Origin of the sequence: Gelidibacter mesophilus DSM 14095 (assembly GCF_000423005.1) — a bacterium.
Lineage (GTDB): Bacteria > Bacteroidota > Bacteroidia > Flavobacteriales > Flavobacteriaceae > Gelidibacter > Gelidibacter mesophilus.
Window position 1 is genome coordinate 182,342 of sequence record NZ_AUHD01000008.1, and the last position, 15,817, is coordinate 198,158.

Below are 15,817 nucleotides of genomic sequence, written 5' to 3' on the forward strand. Positions count from 1 at the left end.
GGTTTATTGTTGGTATTGTAATTTGTAGTAATCTTGATAGGCCCCCGAGGTGACATGGTTTAACCACTTCTCATTCTCCAAATACCAAGATATTGTTTTTTCTAACCCTTCTTCAAAGGTAACGGATGGCTCCCAGCCCAATTCGCTTTTAAGCTTATTGGCATCAATGGCATAGCGCAAATCGTGCCCAGGTCTATCTTTTACATAGGTAATAAGAGCTTCAGAAGTTCCTTTTGGACGCGCTAATTTAGAATCCATTTGCTGACATAATAATTTAACCAAGTCAATATTTTTCCATTCATTAAAGCCTCCAATATTATAAGTTTCTTTAATTATACCTTTATGGAAAATCAAGTCAATGGCTTCGGCATGGTCAATTACAAAAAGCCAATCTCGTGTATAATTACCATCTCCATAAACAGGAAGTGCCTTCCCATTTAAGATATTATTGATAAATAAAGGAATCAATTTCTCTGGAAATTGATGAGGGCCATAATTATTTGAGCAATTGGAAATTATATAGGGCATTCCGTAAGTTTCTCCATAAGCCCTTACAAAATGATCAGAACTTGCTTTAGAAGCAGAGTAGGGAGAATTAGGATCATACGACGTTTCTTCAGTAAATAGGCCTTCTGTACCTAAACTGCCATAAACTTCGTCCGTACTAATATGGTAAAAAAGTTTGTTTTTAAAATCGTTTTTCCACAGCGATTTGAAGGCATTTAACAAATTCATGGTACCAATAACATTGGTCATTACAAACGCCAACGGATCTTCTATGGAGCGGTCTACATGAGACTCCGCCGCCAAATGGATGACACGGTCAAATTTATAGGTGTCAAATATTTCGTTTATAAATTCTTGATCAACAATATCACCTTTTATGAATTTATAATTTGGCAAGTCCTCAATGTCCTTTAGGTTCTCCAAATTTCCAGCATAGGTAAGATTATCCAAGTTATAGATTTGGTACTGAGGATATTTTTTGACAAATAACCTCACTAAATGAGAACCAATAAAGCCTGCGCCTCCTGTTATTAATATGGATGTCTTAGCTTTCATAACCGCTAACAAATTTAACGATTCGTGTAATACTAAAAATAGCAATCAAAGCTAGAAAAGCCAGTAATGGGAAAAGTAGGGTATATTTTCGTCCAAATTTTGAGCTTTTATTTCCTACTTCCTGAAAACCCGATACGACATCAAAATAACTGTCTTCCTGAACTATCTTTTCTTCTAATTCCACCAATTCATTTCTTAGTCCAATTTCCCTATTTAGCAGTTGAAACTCTTTTGTTTTGGAATTACTTTCGGGCTCCATGGAAAGGTTTTCGCCAAAACTGATTTTTGTGGACCCTCTTCGAGCTTCTTCTTTAAGAACTGAGATATACACTTTGCTAAGCGTATCAATAGAGTTTAGGGCCGCTAAGATATTTGATCTTTGAATTTCAAATAAGGTATCTCTTTTTTCTTTTAGTCGCGTAGAATAGGTGTTTTTAAAGGTCTTATTTAATCCACTTTCGAGACTTTTAAAAATATCTTTCTTTGTAGACTCAACGTTGACTTCAAAAAGCTCCATTGAATAGATATCTCTGTTTTGGATAAATTCTCTGTATGTAAAAGTTTTTGCACTGGCGCTGTCAATAGTTTCCAAAAACTCACCGTAGGCCTTTACCCGTTCATTATCACTTTCTGGACCTGGGATAACTTCAAAGCTTTTTAATTCACTTGCTGAAGCTTCAGGAATATCAAATATCAAGGACAATTCTTCTGTATTACCAATAGAGATTAATGAATTGTAATAATTAACATTATTAATCAGTTGGTATTTTGAATCAAAATAAGGCTTCACCAACATTTGGGAGGTGTAAACCGCAGGTTTCATTTTTTGTAAGGTCAGGCCTAATAAAAAGGCAGCAACCATAACCGCCATTATCAACTTAAAGTGGGAAATTACAACCTTAAGTATAACTACAATAAAACTGAATATCGCCTTAAATATGGAACCAATAAATCTAAAAAACTTTTCAAATAGCTTTCCAATGGCATTAAATAATTGCCCCAAATCAACTTCGTCATTTGGTGGCTGATTATTCTTTAAATCTTCATTCATAACTGCGTATTAATTAAATATCTGTTGCAATATTTTTCTAGTAATGAGATAAGTTGGTTTCACCCCAGATGTTCCCAAACCTCCTGATGCCAATGTACTCCCTGTTTCTAATGGATTATCACTGGCATAATAAGCATATCTTACCTTCACATCTGGGTTAATACTGCCCCTAACTCTTGAAGCCGCCTGAATTGCTTTTTGGTAATGCGCTCCTTCCATTTCTAAGCCAATGACATTCCAAGTGGAATTAAAAAAGAATTTTAAGATCTCTTTGTTTTGAAGAGAAGTTCCTAAAACAGTGATCATCGTTCCTTCATAGACATCAATACCCTGTCCTTCAAAATCTGATTTGGAAAGTTGATTTTCCAATGGATAGTTGTCTGCAGTACCTTCAAAGATATGTGCAGATGGAATCATAATATCTCCTTTACCTCCTTCCAAAATTCCAGCTTTACCCATAATGGATATAGAATCAATATTCAAATGGATTTGGCTATCCTTCAATTTAATTGGCTTTAGCAACTCATCAATGGTTTCATAAGCTTGTTCTCCAAAGGCGTAATCCATAACAAATATCACCGGTTTATCTGAATCTGCAAACTCTTTAGAGATCTCTATATCTGTTTTAGAAAAATCAATCTTTGCCGTATCAAAAATTTGGACGTCGATGTTGGTTCCTGAAGTGTCTGGAATATAAATCATCCCTCTTTGCAAGGCCTCTTTGGTCACTTTATTTCGTAGTTCTTGATTCTCCTTTTGACTTAAGGATTCATAAACTTCAAAAATACTCCTTTTCGTTGCCATAGACTTTAAAGCCTGAGGAGCAAATAGAGAGTTCATAACACTGTGCATGTTCGCGCTAATGACATGGATAGGACGATCAATCAATCCATTTTTTGTTAAGGCTTCCTTGATGGTGTCCGACCATACTTCGCCATGGATATGATGTCCTAAACGTTCTCTTAAAACTGGACTGAAAGTCACCGTTCGCCGTTTATTGTTTACTACTTCTTCAATGGCAAGTTTACCTAACCAATACACTAAATGAAGCAAGCGTTCCGGTTGGTTTGGTAAGGAGAATGCACTGTACATTTCAGTGAGTTCATTAAATGTCCTCCCTAAAATATTTGCAGTATGCGCTATTGCAATCTCTCTTTCCGGTTGAGACAATTCTTCATTGGAAAGCACTGCTTTTTCAAGTTTCAACCAGTCTCTAGTTGTGGTTCCCTCCTCATCAATAAGAACACGTTTGCTAATTTTGTGGGACTCCACAAACATAAAGGTCAAATGCGTTAATATATCATAGATTTCTGAGCGACCCCGCGTGATTTCAATATTCATCTGCTCCTTATCAATCCGAAAGCAATTGCGTCTTCTTTTTGGTGGAACAATCGCCTTAAAATGAGAGTTGATATACCCTTCATCACTAGTAAGATTTATAAAAGTACATTCTTCTATGCCATAAGGTAATCTGTCAACAACATAAAGTAAGCCTTCTAATTCCGCTTTTTCTTCTCCAATAGAACCATAAATCTCAGGTCTTAAAAGTAATAGCGACTCGCGAAGGGTTTCACCAGAAATGCCCATTGGTTTGTAAAATCCGCGATTAAACAAATGACGCATGGTAATATACATTCTTTCAATGGCATTTGAGCTTTCTTGAGCTCGCGTTCTGGCATGATGCTTTTTATTCATAATTCTTATTTAGCCTGCAAATATAGCATTAATTAGTCAAATCTTGTTGTGTGAGAGCGTCTGCTATGTTTCGATCATTTGAAAGTCTTGGGAGTTTATTCTGACCGCCCAATTTCCCAATGGATTTCATATAATCCTGAAACCCATTCTTTTTGACTTTTGAAATCTTCAATGACTGTAATACTTTACCTTGTATCAAATCCAAATAATAACTGTTTTGCTTCTGCAATGACATCTCAATCCTTTCTGCCAATTGAGACATACTCTTAGGCTCGTTTTCAAATTCGATAAACCATTCATGATAAGGTAGCCCGCTGGCTGGATTGATTTGCGGGGCTACTGTAAATTCTGAAACTTGAATCGTTGTCCCTTCAATAGCTTCATGAAGTGCTTGTTCTACCTCTTTACCTATCACGTGTTCTCCAAAAGCAGAAATGAAGTGCTTAATCCGGCCTGAGACTATAAGGCGAAAGGGCGCCAAAGAAGTAAATTCTATGGTATCCCCAATATTATACGCCCAAAGACCAGCAGTGGATGAAATGATCATGACATAATTGGTGCCCAATTCAACATCATGGATGGTCATACGCTTTGGACGCTCATGAAAAAACTCATCTGATTTGATAAATTCATAAAAGATACCCGAATTTAACTGCAGCAGCATGCCTTTTTGATCCTGACGATCTTGGTAGGCAAAAAATCCTTCACTGGCGGGATAGAGTTCAATGCTATCTACCTTTCGTCCTATTAGGCTCTCAAATTTTGCGCGATAAGGTTCATAGTTCACGCCTCCAAAAATAAATAGGTTGAAGTTTTTAAAAACCTCACCAACTTTTTTTCCTGTTTTTTGATTGATTTTCTCAAAATACATTTGCACCCAAGATGGAATTCCAGAAATAACAGTCATATTTTCTGGTAAGGTTTCATCCACAATAGCTTCTACTTTAGTTTCCCAATCTTCTAGGCAATTGGTTTCCCATGAAGGCAATCGGTTACTTTGTAAATATTTTGGCACATAATGCGCAACGATTCCTGATAAACGTCCAAGCTGAATACCGTTACTTTCGTTTAACACTGGACTCCCCTGCAGAAAAATCATTTTGCCCTTTATAAAATCAGTATTCCCGGTTTCTGCAACATACATAAGGATAGCATTTCTAGCAGCTTCAATATGTGTGGGCATGCTCTCTTTGGTGATTGGAATGTATTTGGCACCAGAAGTAGTTCCTGAAGTTTTTGCAAAATAAAGCGGTTTCCCCTTCCATAAAATATCTGGCTCTCCTGCCACAACACGTACTACATAAGGTTTGAGGTCTTCATAATCACGAACGGGAACCCGGGAAACAAAATCGGCATGTGATTTAATATGACTAAAATCATGGTCTTTACCAAACTGTGTATCCTTGGCCGCTTCAATAAGGCTTTCAAACACCGCATTTTGGGTTTCAATAGGATTGTGGGCCCATTTTAAAACCGACCTTTTTATAAACAGCGCAAAGGGTTTGGCAAGTGCCGATTTTATTGAAAACATTATTTAAAGTCTATAAAATTAGTTGGGTTAATAGGGTAGCCTTTACTCCATAATTCAAAGTGCAAATGGGGTCCTGTAGTATATTCTCCAGTGTTTCCAGTCATGGCAATAACTTCTCCTGCTTTAACTACATCACCCTGTTCTTTGGTAAGGGATGCATTGTGTTTGTAAACAGAAATCAGTTCATAACTGTGCTCCATGATAACAACATAACCGGTTTCAACAGTCCATTCCGCAAAAATAACAGTACCATCTGCGGTGGCTTTGACCGGGGTGTTTTTTGCAACAATAATGTCCACCGCATAATGTTTGTCTTTCACATTATAACCTTCTGAAATGGTACCATTCACAGGTGGGAACAACACAAAATTAGATGTCGATATCGCAGATTCGAAAAGATTGTATTTATCTTCCTTATCTACTTTTTCTCGCAAGATGGAATCTTGTTTTGTTGGTTTTAAAGTTAAATGAGCCGTTTCTTCATTGGCAGCACTTAAAATAGAATCTTTATTGAACTCTACCGTTTTCACATCTCCCGTTAAAACTCGTCTGATCGAGGCAAAATATTTATCGTTAAACTCAATGACCTGCTGCAATGAATCCGTCTTAAAACTAAGTTGCGTAGCTTGCTTTTTTAACTTGGCAGAGGAATAACCTGGAATAAATTCTCTTAAAGGCGTAAATGCAATCAAAAAAATTGTTCCTGCGACAAGCAAAATGGTGGAGAGGGATATAATTACAAATACATTTAAACGTGTAAGTTTAATTGCAAACCGTTCTTCAAATGTATCCTCATTAAGCACAACCAAACGGTACTTATGAAGCAATTTTTTGGTGAATTTCTTCTCTTTTTTTCTACTTGTCATGCCCAACAAAATTAAATAAAATTAAGCCAAACTATAAGGTCTTTTATCTAAAGTTTGTTTTTAACGTTTAAATTGAAGTTTAATTATTAAATTTGCATTAAAATTATATGTTATGATAGCATCAAGTATTTTTTTAGCGATTGGACCATGGCAGATTGTTGTTGTTGTGGTTTTGGTATTATTGCTTTTTGGAGGTAAGAAAATTCCAGAACTTATGAGAGGTTTAGGAAGTGGCATTAAGGAGTTTAAAGATGCCAGCAAGGAGGATAATGACGAAAAAGAACCCTCAACAGATAAAAATAAATAACTTTATTTTTAGTCTATAAAAACAAAAGAGCCGACTTAGTTGTCGGCTCTTTTTGTTTATTTATTTGATCTTTATTGATTTTATAATGGCTTCAAGCTCAAAAATATTGTTTCGTTTTTCCACCGAAGGCGCAAAAACATAGCCTTCAATAACCACATATCTGTTATTTGCTTTATCTTCAATGGCATAGTTTATAAATGGCCCCGACATAAATGCATTTTTTACATCCCAAATACCTTTGGTTTCAAATGCTGGTTTACCATCTATGGTAGTATTGTAGAGATAAGGCGTATATGCTTCTTCAGTAATCATATAAGAACCCTCCACTGGTCCAGGAATATGGACTTCACCAATAGAATCTCTCATTCTTACAATGTCAACGATAGTGCTATCTCCCTTTTTAATGGCGTTGAGCGGTACTTCATAAATCATGATGTCCATGGTGCCCGTTGGGATATCTTTTCTTATCCAAAAGAAATCTTTATCTTGTTTTGCAATTCTATAAGCGGTTTGAAAATTCAATTTTACCCCTAATGTTTCCTCAAGAGCCGTATCATCCTTTAAGGATATGTTGATACGGCGTTGGTTTTCCTTTAGTTCCTCTTTTTTAAAGGCAGCTATTATTTTATCGCTATTATCTTCTAGTTGGTCCTTGATTTCTTGATCTGTTTTTCCAGAAATAACTACCACGGTCTGAGGTCTTGCATACACATCATTTTTAATAGTGGTGCCAGGTTCTCCGCCTTTTTCAATTTTAAGGATGATTCTGCTTTTAGTGGCAAATCCATTAAATACCATTGGTGGCATTTGGTTCAATGAAAACAAAGGTTCTTCTTGGTTTAATGCCGGAACCGGAGCGGCAACCACATCTCTAATGGTTTCACCTACGCTGTCGTCCCATAATAGATTATCAACAACAACCAACAATGTATTAAGGTTACCGTTAGATTCAGGGATAATTCGTTGATCCTTGCCATTGTTGCAAGATGTGAACAAAATTAAAGAAAGGGCAATGGCATAAATGGTTTTCATGGTTTGGTTTTTAATATTTATAACACTTTAGCGTGATATCTTAAGTGTTGTGCCTACTTTTAAATTACTACCACTAATATCGTTCCAATCTTTAATATTTTGAATAGAAACTCCAGGAAATTTATTGGAAATGCTCCAAAGTGAATCTCCAGACCTCACTTTGTATGTTTTTGTTGTGTTTGAAACAGTGCTGTTGCTAGTTGCTTTTGAAGAAGAAGTAGACGCCGACTTAGGTGCTGAAGTAGCGGGTTGGGTTCTATATACGGTAAGCCTCTGTCCTATTCTGAGGTTATTGCTCCGCAAACCATTCCAGGACTTCAATTGCGAGACTCTCACACCGTGTTGTCGCGCAATTTTACCTAAATTATCACCAGACACGACCCTATAGGAGGATTTGGTTTCAGAATCAAATAACTGTGGTAATGGTTTTTCCTTCTTATTTAATTCATTGGTAACAAACTCATAAATATTGGCTTCGTTGTTTACAAACTTTCCAATAGCATGTCTTGGTAATCGCAACGTGTAATTTTTACCTTCCACAAAAGGAATAATATCCAACTTATAGGAAGGATTTAAAAATTGTAGTTCTTCCATTGGCAACTCTAAAAGTTCTGATACCTGATCAAGACTGATGGTTTGTTTAACGTGAATGGTATCAGTATCGATATACCTAAATTCAGGCCGGTATTTTTTAAAGCCATGTTCTTCAGCATACTCAAAAATATACATGGTAGCTAAAAATGCAGGTAAATATCCCGCTGTTTCCCTAGGTAAATAAGGTCTAATGTTCCAATAATTCTCATAGCCTCCAGAGCGTCGGATGGCTTTGCTCACATTACCAGGACCACAATTATAGGAGGCCAAAGCCAAATCCCAGTCGCCAAAAATTTCATAGAGTTTAGCCAAGTATTTACTGGCAGCTTCAGTTGATTTAAGAGGATCACTGCGCTCATCCACATAACTGCTTACGTTTAAATCATATTGCTTCCCGGTAGCAAACATAAATTGCCACAAACCTGTAGCACCAACTCGTGATTTGGCCCTAGGCTTTAATGCGGATTCAACAATGGATAAATATTTAACTTCCAATGGAATATTATAATTGTCCAACTCCCGTTCAAACATTGGGAAGTAATAGTCGCTCAAAGACATCAAACGCTCTAAAGAATTGCGCCTGTGTTTTAAGTAGGATTTGATTACACTCTCCAAAGACTCATTATACTCAATGTTAAAAGGCGTTTTGGAACTTAATTTATGAAGCCGTGCCTTTAAAGTATCCGTAGGAAGTTCAGGATAATCAACGGCATCATACTTCAAATCTGTAACCGAAGCATAGATGCTATCAAAAAGTTCATTACTGTATAATTCATCCAGCCATTTTTGATCAATCTCTGACGCGAGCTGCAAATCTTCAATGGTTCTCAAAGACAAAGAATCGGATATGGGTTCTATTTCCTTTTCAATCAATAATTTTCCATCACTAATGGAATCCATTTGAACCGAAACGGTTTTGTCAGGTGCTTTTAAAGTGTCTTTTTTGGTGGTTTTAATTTGAGAAAAACTAAGACCGCATACACATAAGGCACCAAAAGTTAGAGATACTATTTTTTGGTTCATCAGTAAGGTGTTTTATTAATCAACGAAGTGTTGATTAAAATCGTACAATAATATTTAAAATGCTAGTATAAAACAACTCTTTAACACAATTACTTGCATTTTACCGATTAAATATTGCGTTTTATCTATGTTTTGGATTGATTATTTAAATTATCTGAAAGTCATTATGCCAAGATAGCGGCAATTCCAGGCAATGTTTTACCTTCTAAGCTTTCTAACATGGCACCACCACCGGTACTCACGTAGCTTACTTTATCTTCAAATCCAAACTGTTTCACAGCGGCCACTGAATCTCCACCACCTACTAGCGAAAATGCGCCATTTTTAGTAGCTTCTGCAATGGCATTACCAAGCTCAATAGTACCTTTTGCAAAATTTTCCATTTCAAATACACCCAACGGGCCATTCCATAAAATGGTTTTGCACTGTTGCACGACATCATGAAAATTTTGAATGGATTGCGGTCCGGCATCCAAACCTTGCCATCCATCTGGAATATGCGCCACTTTTACAATTTGCGTGTTGGCATCGTTACTGAAACCATCTGCCGCTACAACATCCACTGGTAGGTGTACTTTAACATTTTTAGCACGTGCTTTTTTAAGTATTTCTAAAGCCAACTCCAGTTTATCATCTTCACAAATAGAGTCCCCAATATTTCCACCCTGCGCTTTTACGAAGGTAAAAGTCATTCCACCACCTATAATCAAATGGTCAACCTTATCCAATATATTCTCAATAATGGTGATTTTAGAAGATACTTTAGCACCGCCAAGAACTGCTAAAACCGGTTTTTCGCCATCTTCCATTACTTTTTTAATACTTTTAATTTCCTGTTCCAGTAAGTAGCCAAAGCATTTATTATCCGGAAAAAAATCAGCGATAACCGCAGTAGACGCATGGGCCCTGTGTGCTGTACCAAAGGCATCATTTACGTAAATATCACCAAGTTTTGATAGCTTTTCAGCAAAATCTTTATTACCAGCTTCTTCCTCTTTATAAAACCTCAAATTTTCAAGCAAGAGAATTTGACCAGGTTCTAAATCATCGGCAAGCCTTTGCGCCTCTTCTCCAACACAATCAGCAGCAAAAATAATTTTTACGCCAATAATTTCTTCAACTGTATTTTTTATATGTTTTAATGAAAACTCATCTTGAGCACCTGTTGGTCGGCCTAAATGTGACATTAGGATACAACTTCCACCATCTTCCAAAATTTTGGTTATTGTAGGTTTGGCTGCAGAAATTCGCGTGTTATCGGTCACTTGAAATTGTTCATCCAAAGGCACATTAAAATCGACTCTGATCAAGGCTTTTTTATCTTTAAAATTGAAATCATTTAAGGTTTTCATCGGTGTGAATTTTATATTGAATAGCAACAAATGTAACTAATTCCAAAATGATAATAAACCCATTCTTTTACGAATTGGAAATCCGCCAACTTTAATGAAAAAAAATACATAGTTTTGTGCCATGCAATTCAGTACTATCTTAGGTCAAGATCATCTAAAAAACCACTTAACCCAAAGTGTGGACAACGGACGCATTCCACATGCGCAATTGTTTGTGGGTCCAGAAGGCTCAGGCACTTTACCTATGGCTATCGCTTATGCGCAATACATTCTTTGTGCTAACCGGGGTTCTGAAAACAGTGGAGGTAACGCAAGTTGCAACCTCAAATTTCAGAATTATTCCCATCCTGATCTTCACTTCGCCTTTCCTGTTGCTACGACAGATAAAATTAAAAAACACCCTGTCTCCAACCACTTTTTGGAAGAATGGCGCAAATTATTAAAAGAGCAACCTTACGGAAATTTATTTGATTGGTACCGGATGTTGGGCATTGAAAATAAGCAAGGCCAAATAGGTGTAGATGAAGCTTTAAATATTGTAAAGTCCTTATCTCTTAAATCTTATGAAGGTGGCTATAAAGTCATGCTTATTTGGATGGCTGAAAAAATGAACACTTCTGCAGCTAACAAACTTTTAAAACTGATAGAGGAACCACCATCAAAAACAGTTTTTCTTCTGATTGCGGAAGACGAAGCGCAGATTATCAATACTATTCGGTCCAGATGCCAAGTGCTTCATTTTCCTCCTTTGCCTGAAGCCATTATTACAACAGCATTACAGAAAAGTTATCAATTAAATGAAGCCACTGCAACAAAAATAGCGAACCAATCCAATGGTAATTATAACAAAGCTTGTGATTTAGTGTACCATGACTCTGAAGATATCCAATTTGAGGAATGGTTTGTATTTTGGATCAGAAGTGCTTTTAAGGCGAAAGGAAATAAAACTGCCATTCACGATTTGATAAGTTGGAGTGAGCAGGTTGCAAAAACGGGAAGAGAAACACAAAAGCAATTTTTGCAATTTTGCCTTGATTTTTTTCGGCAGGCACTTTTAATGAATTATAATGCCAACCCATTAGTTTTTATGGAACCGAAAACTAAAAATTTCAAGTTGGAGAATTTCGCGCCCTTTGTTCATGAGGGCAATATCATGGATATTAGTCAAGAGCTTCAAGATGCCATTTATCATATTGAACGTAACGGAAATTCAAAGATCATTTTGACCGATCTTTCCATTAAACTGACGCGACTACTACATAAAAAAGCCAGTTAAAAACTGGCTTTTTTATGTATTGATATAGGTCTCTCAGTACCTGAGTTACTCTTTCTTTCCTTCTGCATTTAAAGCATCCAAAATTTCTTTGGTTAAATCTTGGCTTTCTTTTCCATACATCACACTACCCGCTTCATTGCTTCCTAGGATATAAGAATACCCATGCTTTTCACCGTAACCTTTAACAAATGTTCTCACTTCCTTTATAAGGGTATCTATTTGAGATTGACTTTGTCTTTGGATTTGTTGTTCCTCCATTTGGAACTGTTGTTGAAAACGTTGGTATTGCTGCGCCAAAGCTTGATATTGCTCTTGAGAACTTGCTTTAACCATTTTTGGATCCTTTTCTTGCATTTCTGCAGCCAAAGTTTGGAATGATTGGCCGATACTATCTACTTTCTTGTTGAAAGCGTCAATTTCAATTTGATATTTAGCTTCAATGTCTTTTTTCTTTTGATAGTCATTAATCAATTTGCCATTATCTACAAATCCAATTTTTGTTTGCTCTTGACATGATGACAACATCACTAAAGTTAATAGAGCGATAAAACCTTTTTTCATTTTTGTGTTTATTAATTTTTTGCAAATGTAATAAAGTCAACGAGAATTTAAGAAAAATAAATAATATAGATTAAAATTATAGATATTTCCATCGCTATTAATTTAACCTATTGAAAATGACGAAATTTGCCTCCGTTTACGAGCGAATTAGAATTCATGAATGTAGTTTGTTCGGAGAGCGCAAAAAACGCTCTAAAATCGTCTTAAATCACTTTTAAGCCTTCTTTAGAACATAAATTAGTGACGAATACTCTCCGGAAGACTTGGCTTTGAAGTTTGAAAGCAAACCGTTCCAAAATCCTTGAAAATAATTCATTTTTCCAGATTTATATTTTTCAGATAACAGACTGACATAAAACGCATCAAATTTCATTGGAATAGTTTTTACGTATTTCATATTTGATTTGACTGCTAATTGTTTTATGGCATCCTGATTAAAATGCCAGAGATGTCTTGGTGCATCATACGCCGCCCAAAATTCCTTATAAACTTGTGCATCGTAACTTTTATAATTCGGTACTGCGATTATTAATGTACCCTCTGATTTCAATAATTTTTTGAAGACCGAAAAATGTTTATCAAGATTGGGCAGATGCTCCAATACGTGCCAAAGTGTAATCACATCAAAACTGCCGGCTTCCAATTTAAAGAGTTGGTCAGCATCTAGCACAGTATTATTTGTTTTTCTATTGGCAATATGCCTAGCCTCTTCGTTGGGTTCAATTCCTGTGATATTCCATCCAGAATTTCCCGCCACCTGCAAAAAATCCCCCGTCCCACAACCAACATCCAAAAGTATTTTACTATTATTTGAAACCGAATTAATAAGCCTCAATTTTTTCTTTAAAGCGATTTCTTTTACATAATGATAAACTTTTTCAAAAAAATTGCGCTTGGCATCCGTATGGGAAATATAATCTTCACTCTTATAATAATCCCCTAAAGTTTCGACAGAAGGTTGCGGAAAAGTTTCGAGCAATCCAAATTCGTCATTAAAGACTAATTCAAAATCTTCCTGGGAAACAGAATGATCTTTCACTTTTATATAGACATTTCTTTGAATTGGTTTTGACACGCTATTTGGATGGTATGAAATGAATCAATTTAGAAAGCGAATTTAATAAATAGAAAGCACTCTTCTCAAGAATCACGACTTACTTTTATAATTTCAATTATTGAAAATTTGCATCACTCCTGTGCTTTTCTTAATTCAAAATTCTCCTATGAATTTAATGATAATTTTGTTGGCAACTCAAAATAATCAATTTGAAGCGACGCAGATTTTATAGATATTCACAAATTAGCTTAACGCGAATTACACCAATCAGTAATAATAATTTGAATGAAATTTAGGATTAATAAATACCAACAAAGTAAATCTAACTGATTTTCACAGTCCACTAAAGAATGAATCACACTAATAATTAAGAACACTATAACTGGAATTTGGCACTTTGAAATTGGAATTTTTAAATCTTCCGGCAATTGAATCTTGTAGCAACAATCGATTTTCATAACAAAAAACAGTGATAACTATCAAGAAATTAGCAAACGTTCCACGTGGAACATTCGCAATGTATTTTATGATTATCTCCCCATATAAACAAGGAGGACTGAAACATCACTTGGGGAAACACCGCTTATTCTAGACGCCTGAGAAATAGTTGCAGGCTGAATTTTCTCAAGCTTCTGCCGTGCTTCAATGCTCATTGATTTCAGCTGAGAATAATCAAAATTGGATGGAATTTTCAAATCCTCTAACCGATTTAACTTATCGGCATTGTTCTTTTCCTTATCAATATATCCAGAATATTTAACCTGAATTTCCGTTTGCTCGATAGTTTCGATATCTAGATCATGCTCTTGTATATAATCTTCAACGCTTGAAATCTTACGCACATCCTCCATAGAAATATTTGGACGCGCAAAAATCTTAAAGAGTTTTCCTGATTGATTGACCAAGGCTGAATCATTGTCGCCTAAAATAGGATTGATATCATCCGCTGAAACACTGGTCTGTTTAAAAAACTCAACAAAGGCGTCTGACTTTGAATGTTTTTCCTCCATTCTTCTCAAACGTTTTTCACTAGCCAACCCTAATTCATACCCTTTTGGAGTTAATCTTAAATCGGCATTATCCTGTCTTAAGAGTGTTCTGTATTCCGCACGCGACGTAAACATCCGATAAGGCTCTTCCGTTCCCTTCGTAATTAAATCATCAACTAAAACACCAATATAAGCTTCATTCCTTTTTAAGGTAAACTCCTCCCTTTCCTGAACCTGGAGCGCAGCATTTATTCCGGCCATCAAACCTTGCGAAGCTGCTTCTTCATAACCCGTCGTTCCATTGATCTGTCCAGCAAAAAACAATCCCCTTACCAACTTAGTTTCTAAGGTGTGCTTTAATTGTGTAGGCGGAAAATAATCGTATTCTATCGCATAACCTGGTCTGAAAAACTTGACCTTCTCAAAACCGACTACAGATCTTAATGCTTTAAATTGAACATCTTCTGGAAGTGAAGTTGAAAATCCATTGACATAAACCTCCACCGTATGCCATCCTTCAGGTTCTACAAAAAGCTGGTGCCGATCCTTAGTGGCAAATCGGTTAATCTTATCTTCAATGGACGGACAATATCGCGGCCCTGTACTTTGAATCCTCCCGTTAAACATTGGCGACCGGTCAAAACCTTCGCGCAGCAAATCATGAACCAACGGACTCGTAAAAGACATGTGACAATCGCGTTGATGCGTCAACGGTTTGGTAACGTCAGAATATGAAAATTTTTCAGGAATCTCATCCCCTGGCTGGACCACCATTTTAGAATAATCTAAAGAACGACCATCTACTCTTGGTGGTGTTCCCGTTTTCATTCTCCCAGATTCAAATCCTAATTGCACCAGTTGCTCTGTAATTCCGGTTGCTGCTCTTTCTCCTGCTCTACCCCCTCCGAAGTTCTTATCTCCAATATGGATCAAACCATTCAAAAAAGTACCGTTAGTAAGGACAACCGACTTGGCTCTCACTTCTAAACCTAAAGATGTTTTAACGCCCACCACTTGATGATTTTTCACAATTAGACCAGAAACCATATCCTGATAAAAATCAAGATTTGGCGTGCCTTCCAACATCAAGCGCCAATCTTCCGCAAAACGCATGCGGTCACTTTGCACACGAGGACTCCACATAGCAGGTCCCTTAGATTTATTCAACATCTTAAATTGGATAGCAGAAGTATCGCTTACGATACCGCTATATCCTCCCAGCGCATCAATCTCCCGCAAAATTTGACCCTTTGCAATCCCACCCATAGCAGGATTACAAGACATTTGCGCTATATTTTGAAGATTCATTGTAATCAATAATGTTGCGCTTCCCATATTGGCAGCAGAGGCCGCAGCCTCACTTCCAGCATGGCCGCCTCCAACCACAATTACATCATATACTTTATCAAACATTGTTTGTT

At 36.5% G+C, this 15,817-nt stretch carries 13 protein-coding genes; 2 read left to right on the forward strand and 11 right to left on the reverse strand.

Going from position 1 to position 15,817, the window contains the following annotated elements:
* Nucleotides 1-3: 3 nt before the first annotated feature.
* From rfbB to G525_RS0111135, 5 genes are read right to left on the reverse strand one after another with little or no spacing between them, the layout of a single operon-like run.
* Entirely contained in the window at nt 4-1,062 is a 1,059-nt protein-coding gene (rfbB, locus tag G525_RS0111115) for a dTDP-glucose 4,6-dehydratase (RefSeq protein WP_027126246.1), read from the reverse strand.
* The gene (locus tag G525_RS0111120; protein ID WP_027126247.1) at nt 1,052-2,113 is read right to left on the reverse strand and encodes a GumC domain-containing protein; all 1,062 of its coding nucleotides are present in this window, start codon (nt 2,111-2,113) and stop codon (nt 1,052-1,054) included. The genes rfbB and G525_RS0111120 overlap by 11 nt, the downstream gene beginning before the upstream one ends.
* 9 nt (nt 2,114-2,122) lie before the next feature.
* Nucleotides 2,123-3,808 (reverse strand): DUF6909 family protein, encoded by a 1,686-nt coding sequence (locus tag G525_RS0111125; protein WP_027126248.1) that lies wholly within the window; start codon nt 3,806-3,808, stop codon nt 2,123-2,125.
* 28 nt (nt 3,809-3,836) lie between these two features.
* Nucleotides 3,837-5,339 carry a GH3 auxin-responsive promoter family protein gene (locus G525_RS0111130; RefSeq protein WP_027126249.1) on the reverse strand — a complete coding sequence of 501 codons (1,503 nt, stop codon included), beginning with the start codon at nt 5,337-5,339 and terminating at the stop codon, nt 3,837-3,839.
* Nucleotides 5,339-6,205, reverse strand: a complete 867-nt coding sequence (locus tag G525_RS0111135; protein ID WP_027126250.1) for a M23 family metallopeptidase — start codon at nt 6,203-6,205, stop codon at nt 5,339-5,341. The genes G525_RS0111130 and G525_RS0111135 overlap by 1 nt, the downstream gene beginning before the upstream one ends.
* A 112-nt stretch (nt 6,206-6,317) precedes the next feature.
* On the opposite strand from G525_RS0111135, the gene tatA reads away from it, so the two are divergent.
* The gene (gene tatA, locus G525_RS0111140; protein WP_027126251.1) at nt 6,318-6,512 is read left to right on the forward strand and encodes a twin-arginine translocase TatA/TatE family subunit; all 195 of its coding nucleotides are present in this window, start codon (nt 6,318-6,320) and stop codon (nt 6,510-6,512) included.
* Nucleotides 6,513-6,572: 60 nt separating this feature from the next.
* Here the strand turns inward: tatA and G525_RS0111145 are convergent, their stop codons facing one another.
* The 3 genes from G525_RS0111145 to G525_RS0111155 all read right to left on the reverse strand — a co-directional run bounded on the left by G525_RS0111145 (nt 6,573) and on the right by G525_RS0111155 (nt 10,513).
* Nucleotides 6,573-7,544 carry a DUF4837 family protein gene (locus G525_RS0111145; RefSeq protein WP_027126252.1) on the reverse strand — a complete coding sequence of 324 codons (972 nt, stop codon included), beginning with the start codon at nt 7,542-7,544 and terminating at the stop codon, nt 6,573-6,575.
* Between the two features lie 27 nt (nt 7,545-7,571).
* On the reverse strand, nt 7,572-9,161 hold the full coding sequence (locus G525_RS0111150) for a lytic transglycosylase domain-containing protein (RefSeq protein ID WP_035479498.1): 1,590 nt from the start codon (nt 9,159-9,161) through the stop codon (nt 7,572-7,574).
* Nucleotides 9,162-9,325: 164 nt separating this feature from the next.
* Nucleotides 9,326-10,513 carry a phosphoglycerate kinase gene (locus G525_RS0111155; RefSeq protein WP_027126254.1) on the reverse strand — a complete coding sequence of 396 codons (1,188 nt, stop codon included), beginning with the start codon at nt 10,511-10,513 and terminating at the stop codon, nt 9,326-9,328.
* A gap of 121 nt (nt 10,514-10,634) precedes the next feature.
* Here G525_RS0111155 and G525_RS0111165 point away from each other — a divergent pair, with 121 nt between their 5' ends.
* Nucleotides 10,635-11,789 (forward strand): DNA polymerase III subunit, encoded by a 1,155-nt coding sequence (locus G525_RS0111165; RefSeq protein ID WP_027126255.1) that lies wholly within the window; start codon nt 10,635-10,637, stop codon nt 11,787-11,789.
* A gap of 45 nt (nt 11,790-11,834) precedes the next feature.
* On the opposite strand, the gene G525_RS0111170 is transcribed toward G525_RS0111165, so the two are convergent.
* From G525_RS0111170 to mnmG, 3 genes are all read right to left on the reverse strand, one after another.
* Entirely contained in the window at nt 11,835-12,350 is a 516-nt protein-coding gene (locus G525_RS0111170; protein WP_027126256.1) for an OmpH/Skp family outer membrane protein, read from the reverse strand.
* Between the two features lie 214 nt (nt 12,351-12,564).
* Complete coding sequence (locus G525_RS0111175) at nt 12,565-13,425, reverse strand: class I SAM-dependent methyltransferase (protein ID WP_027126257.1); 861 nt, start codon at nt 13,423-13,425, stop codon at nt 12,565-12,567.
* A 512-nt stretch (nt 13,426-13,937) separates the two neighbouring features.
* Nucleotides 13,938-15,809 (reverse strand): tRNA uridine-5-carboxymethylaminomethyl(34) synthesis enzyme MnmG, encoded by a 1,872-nt coding sequence (mnmG, locus tag G525_RS0111180; protein WP_027126258.1) that lies wholly within the window; start codon nt 15,807-15,809, stop codon nt 13,938-13,940.
* Nucleotides 15,810-15,817: the final 8 nt, after the last annotated feature.

What these genes read in the sequence shown, in the direction of transcription:
- rfbB (WP_027126246.1), bottom strand. Translation starts at nt 1,062, where the DNA reads ATGAAAGCTAAGACATCCATATTAATAACAGGAGGCGCAGGCTTTATT.
- G525_RS0111120 (WP_027126247.1), bottom strand. Translation starts at nt 2,113, where the DNA reads ATGAATGAAGATTTAAAGAATAATCAGCCACCAAATGACGAAGTTGAT.
- G525_RS0111125 (WP_027126248.1), bottom strand. Translation starts at nt 3,808, where the DNA reads ATGAATAAAAAGCATCATGCCAGAACGCGAGCTCAAGAAAGCTCAAAT.
- G525_RS0111130 (WP_027126249.1), bottom strand. Translation starts at nt 5,339, where the DNA reads ATGTTTTCAATAAAATCGGCACTTGCCAAACCCTTTGCGCTGTTTATA.
- G525_RS0111135 (WP_027126250.1), bottom strand. Translation starts at nt 6,205, where the DNA reads ATGACAAGTAGAAAAAAAGAGAAGAAATTCACCAAAAAATTGCTTCAT.
- tatA (WP_027126251.1), top strand. Translation starts at nt 6,318, where the DNA reads ATGATAGCATCAAGTATTTTTTTAGCGATTGGACCATGGCAGATTGTT.
- G525_RS0111145 (WP_027126252.1), bottom strand. Translation starts at nt 7,544, where the DNA reads ATGAAAACCATTTATGCCATTGCCCTTTCTTTAATTTTGTTCACATCT.
- G525_RS0111150 (WP_035479498.1), bottom strand. Translation starts at nt 9,161, where the DNA reads ATGAACCAAAAAATAGTATCTCTAACTTTTGGTGCCTTATGTGTATGC.
- G525_RS0111155 (WP_027126254.1), bottom strand. Translation starts at nt 10,513, where the DNA reads ATGAAAACCTTAAATGATTTCAATTTTAAAGATAAAAAAGCCTTGATC.
- G525_RS0111165 (WP_027126255.1), top strand. Translation starts at nt 10,635, where the DNA reads ATGCAATTCAGTACTATCTTAGGTCAAGATCATCTAAAAAACCACTTA.
- G525_RS0111170 (WP_027126256.1), bottom strand. Translation starts at nt 12,350, where the DNA reads ATGAAAAAAGGTTTTATCGCTCTATTAACTTTAGTGATGTTGTCATCA.
- mnmG (WP_027126258.1), bottom strand. Translation starts at nt 15,809, where the DNA reads ATGTTTGATAAAGTATATGATGTAATTGTGGTTGGAGGCGGCCATGCT.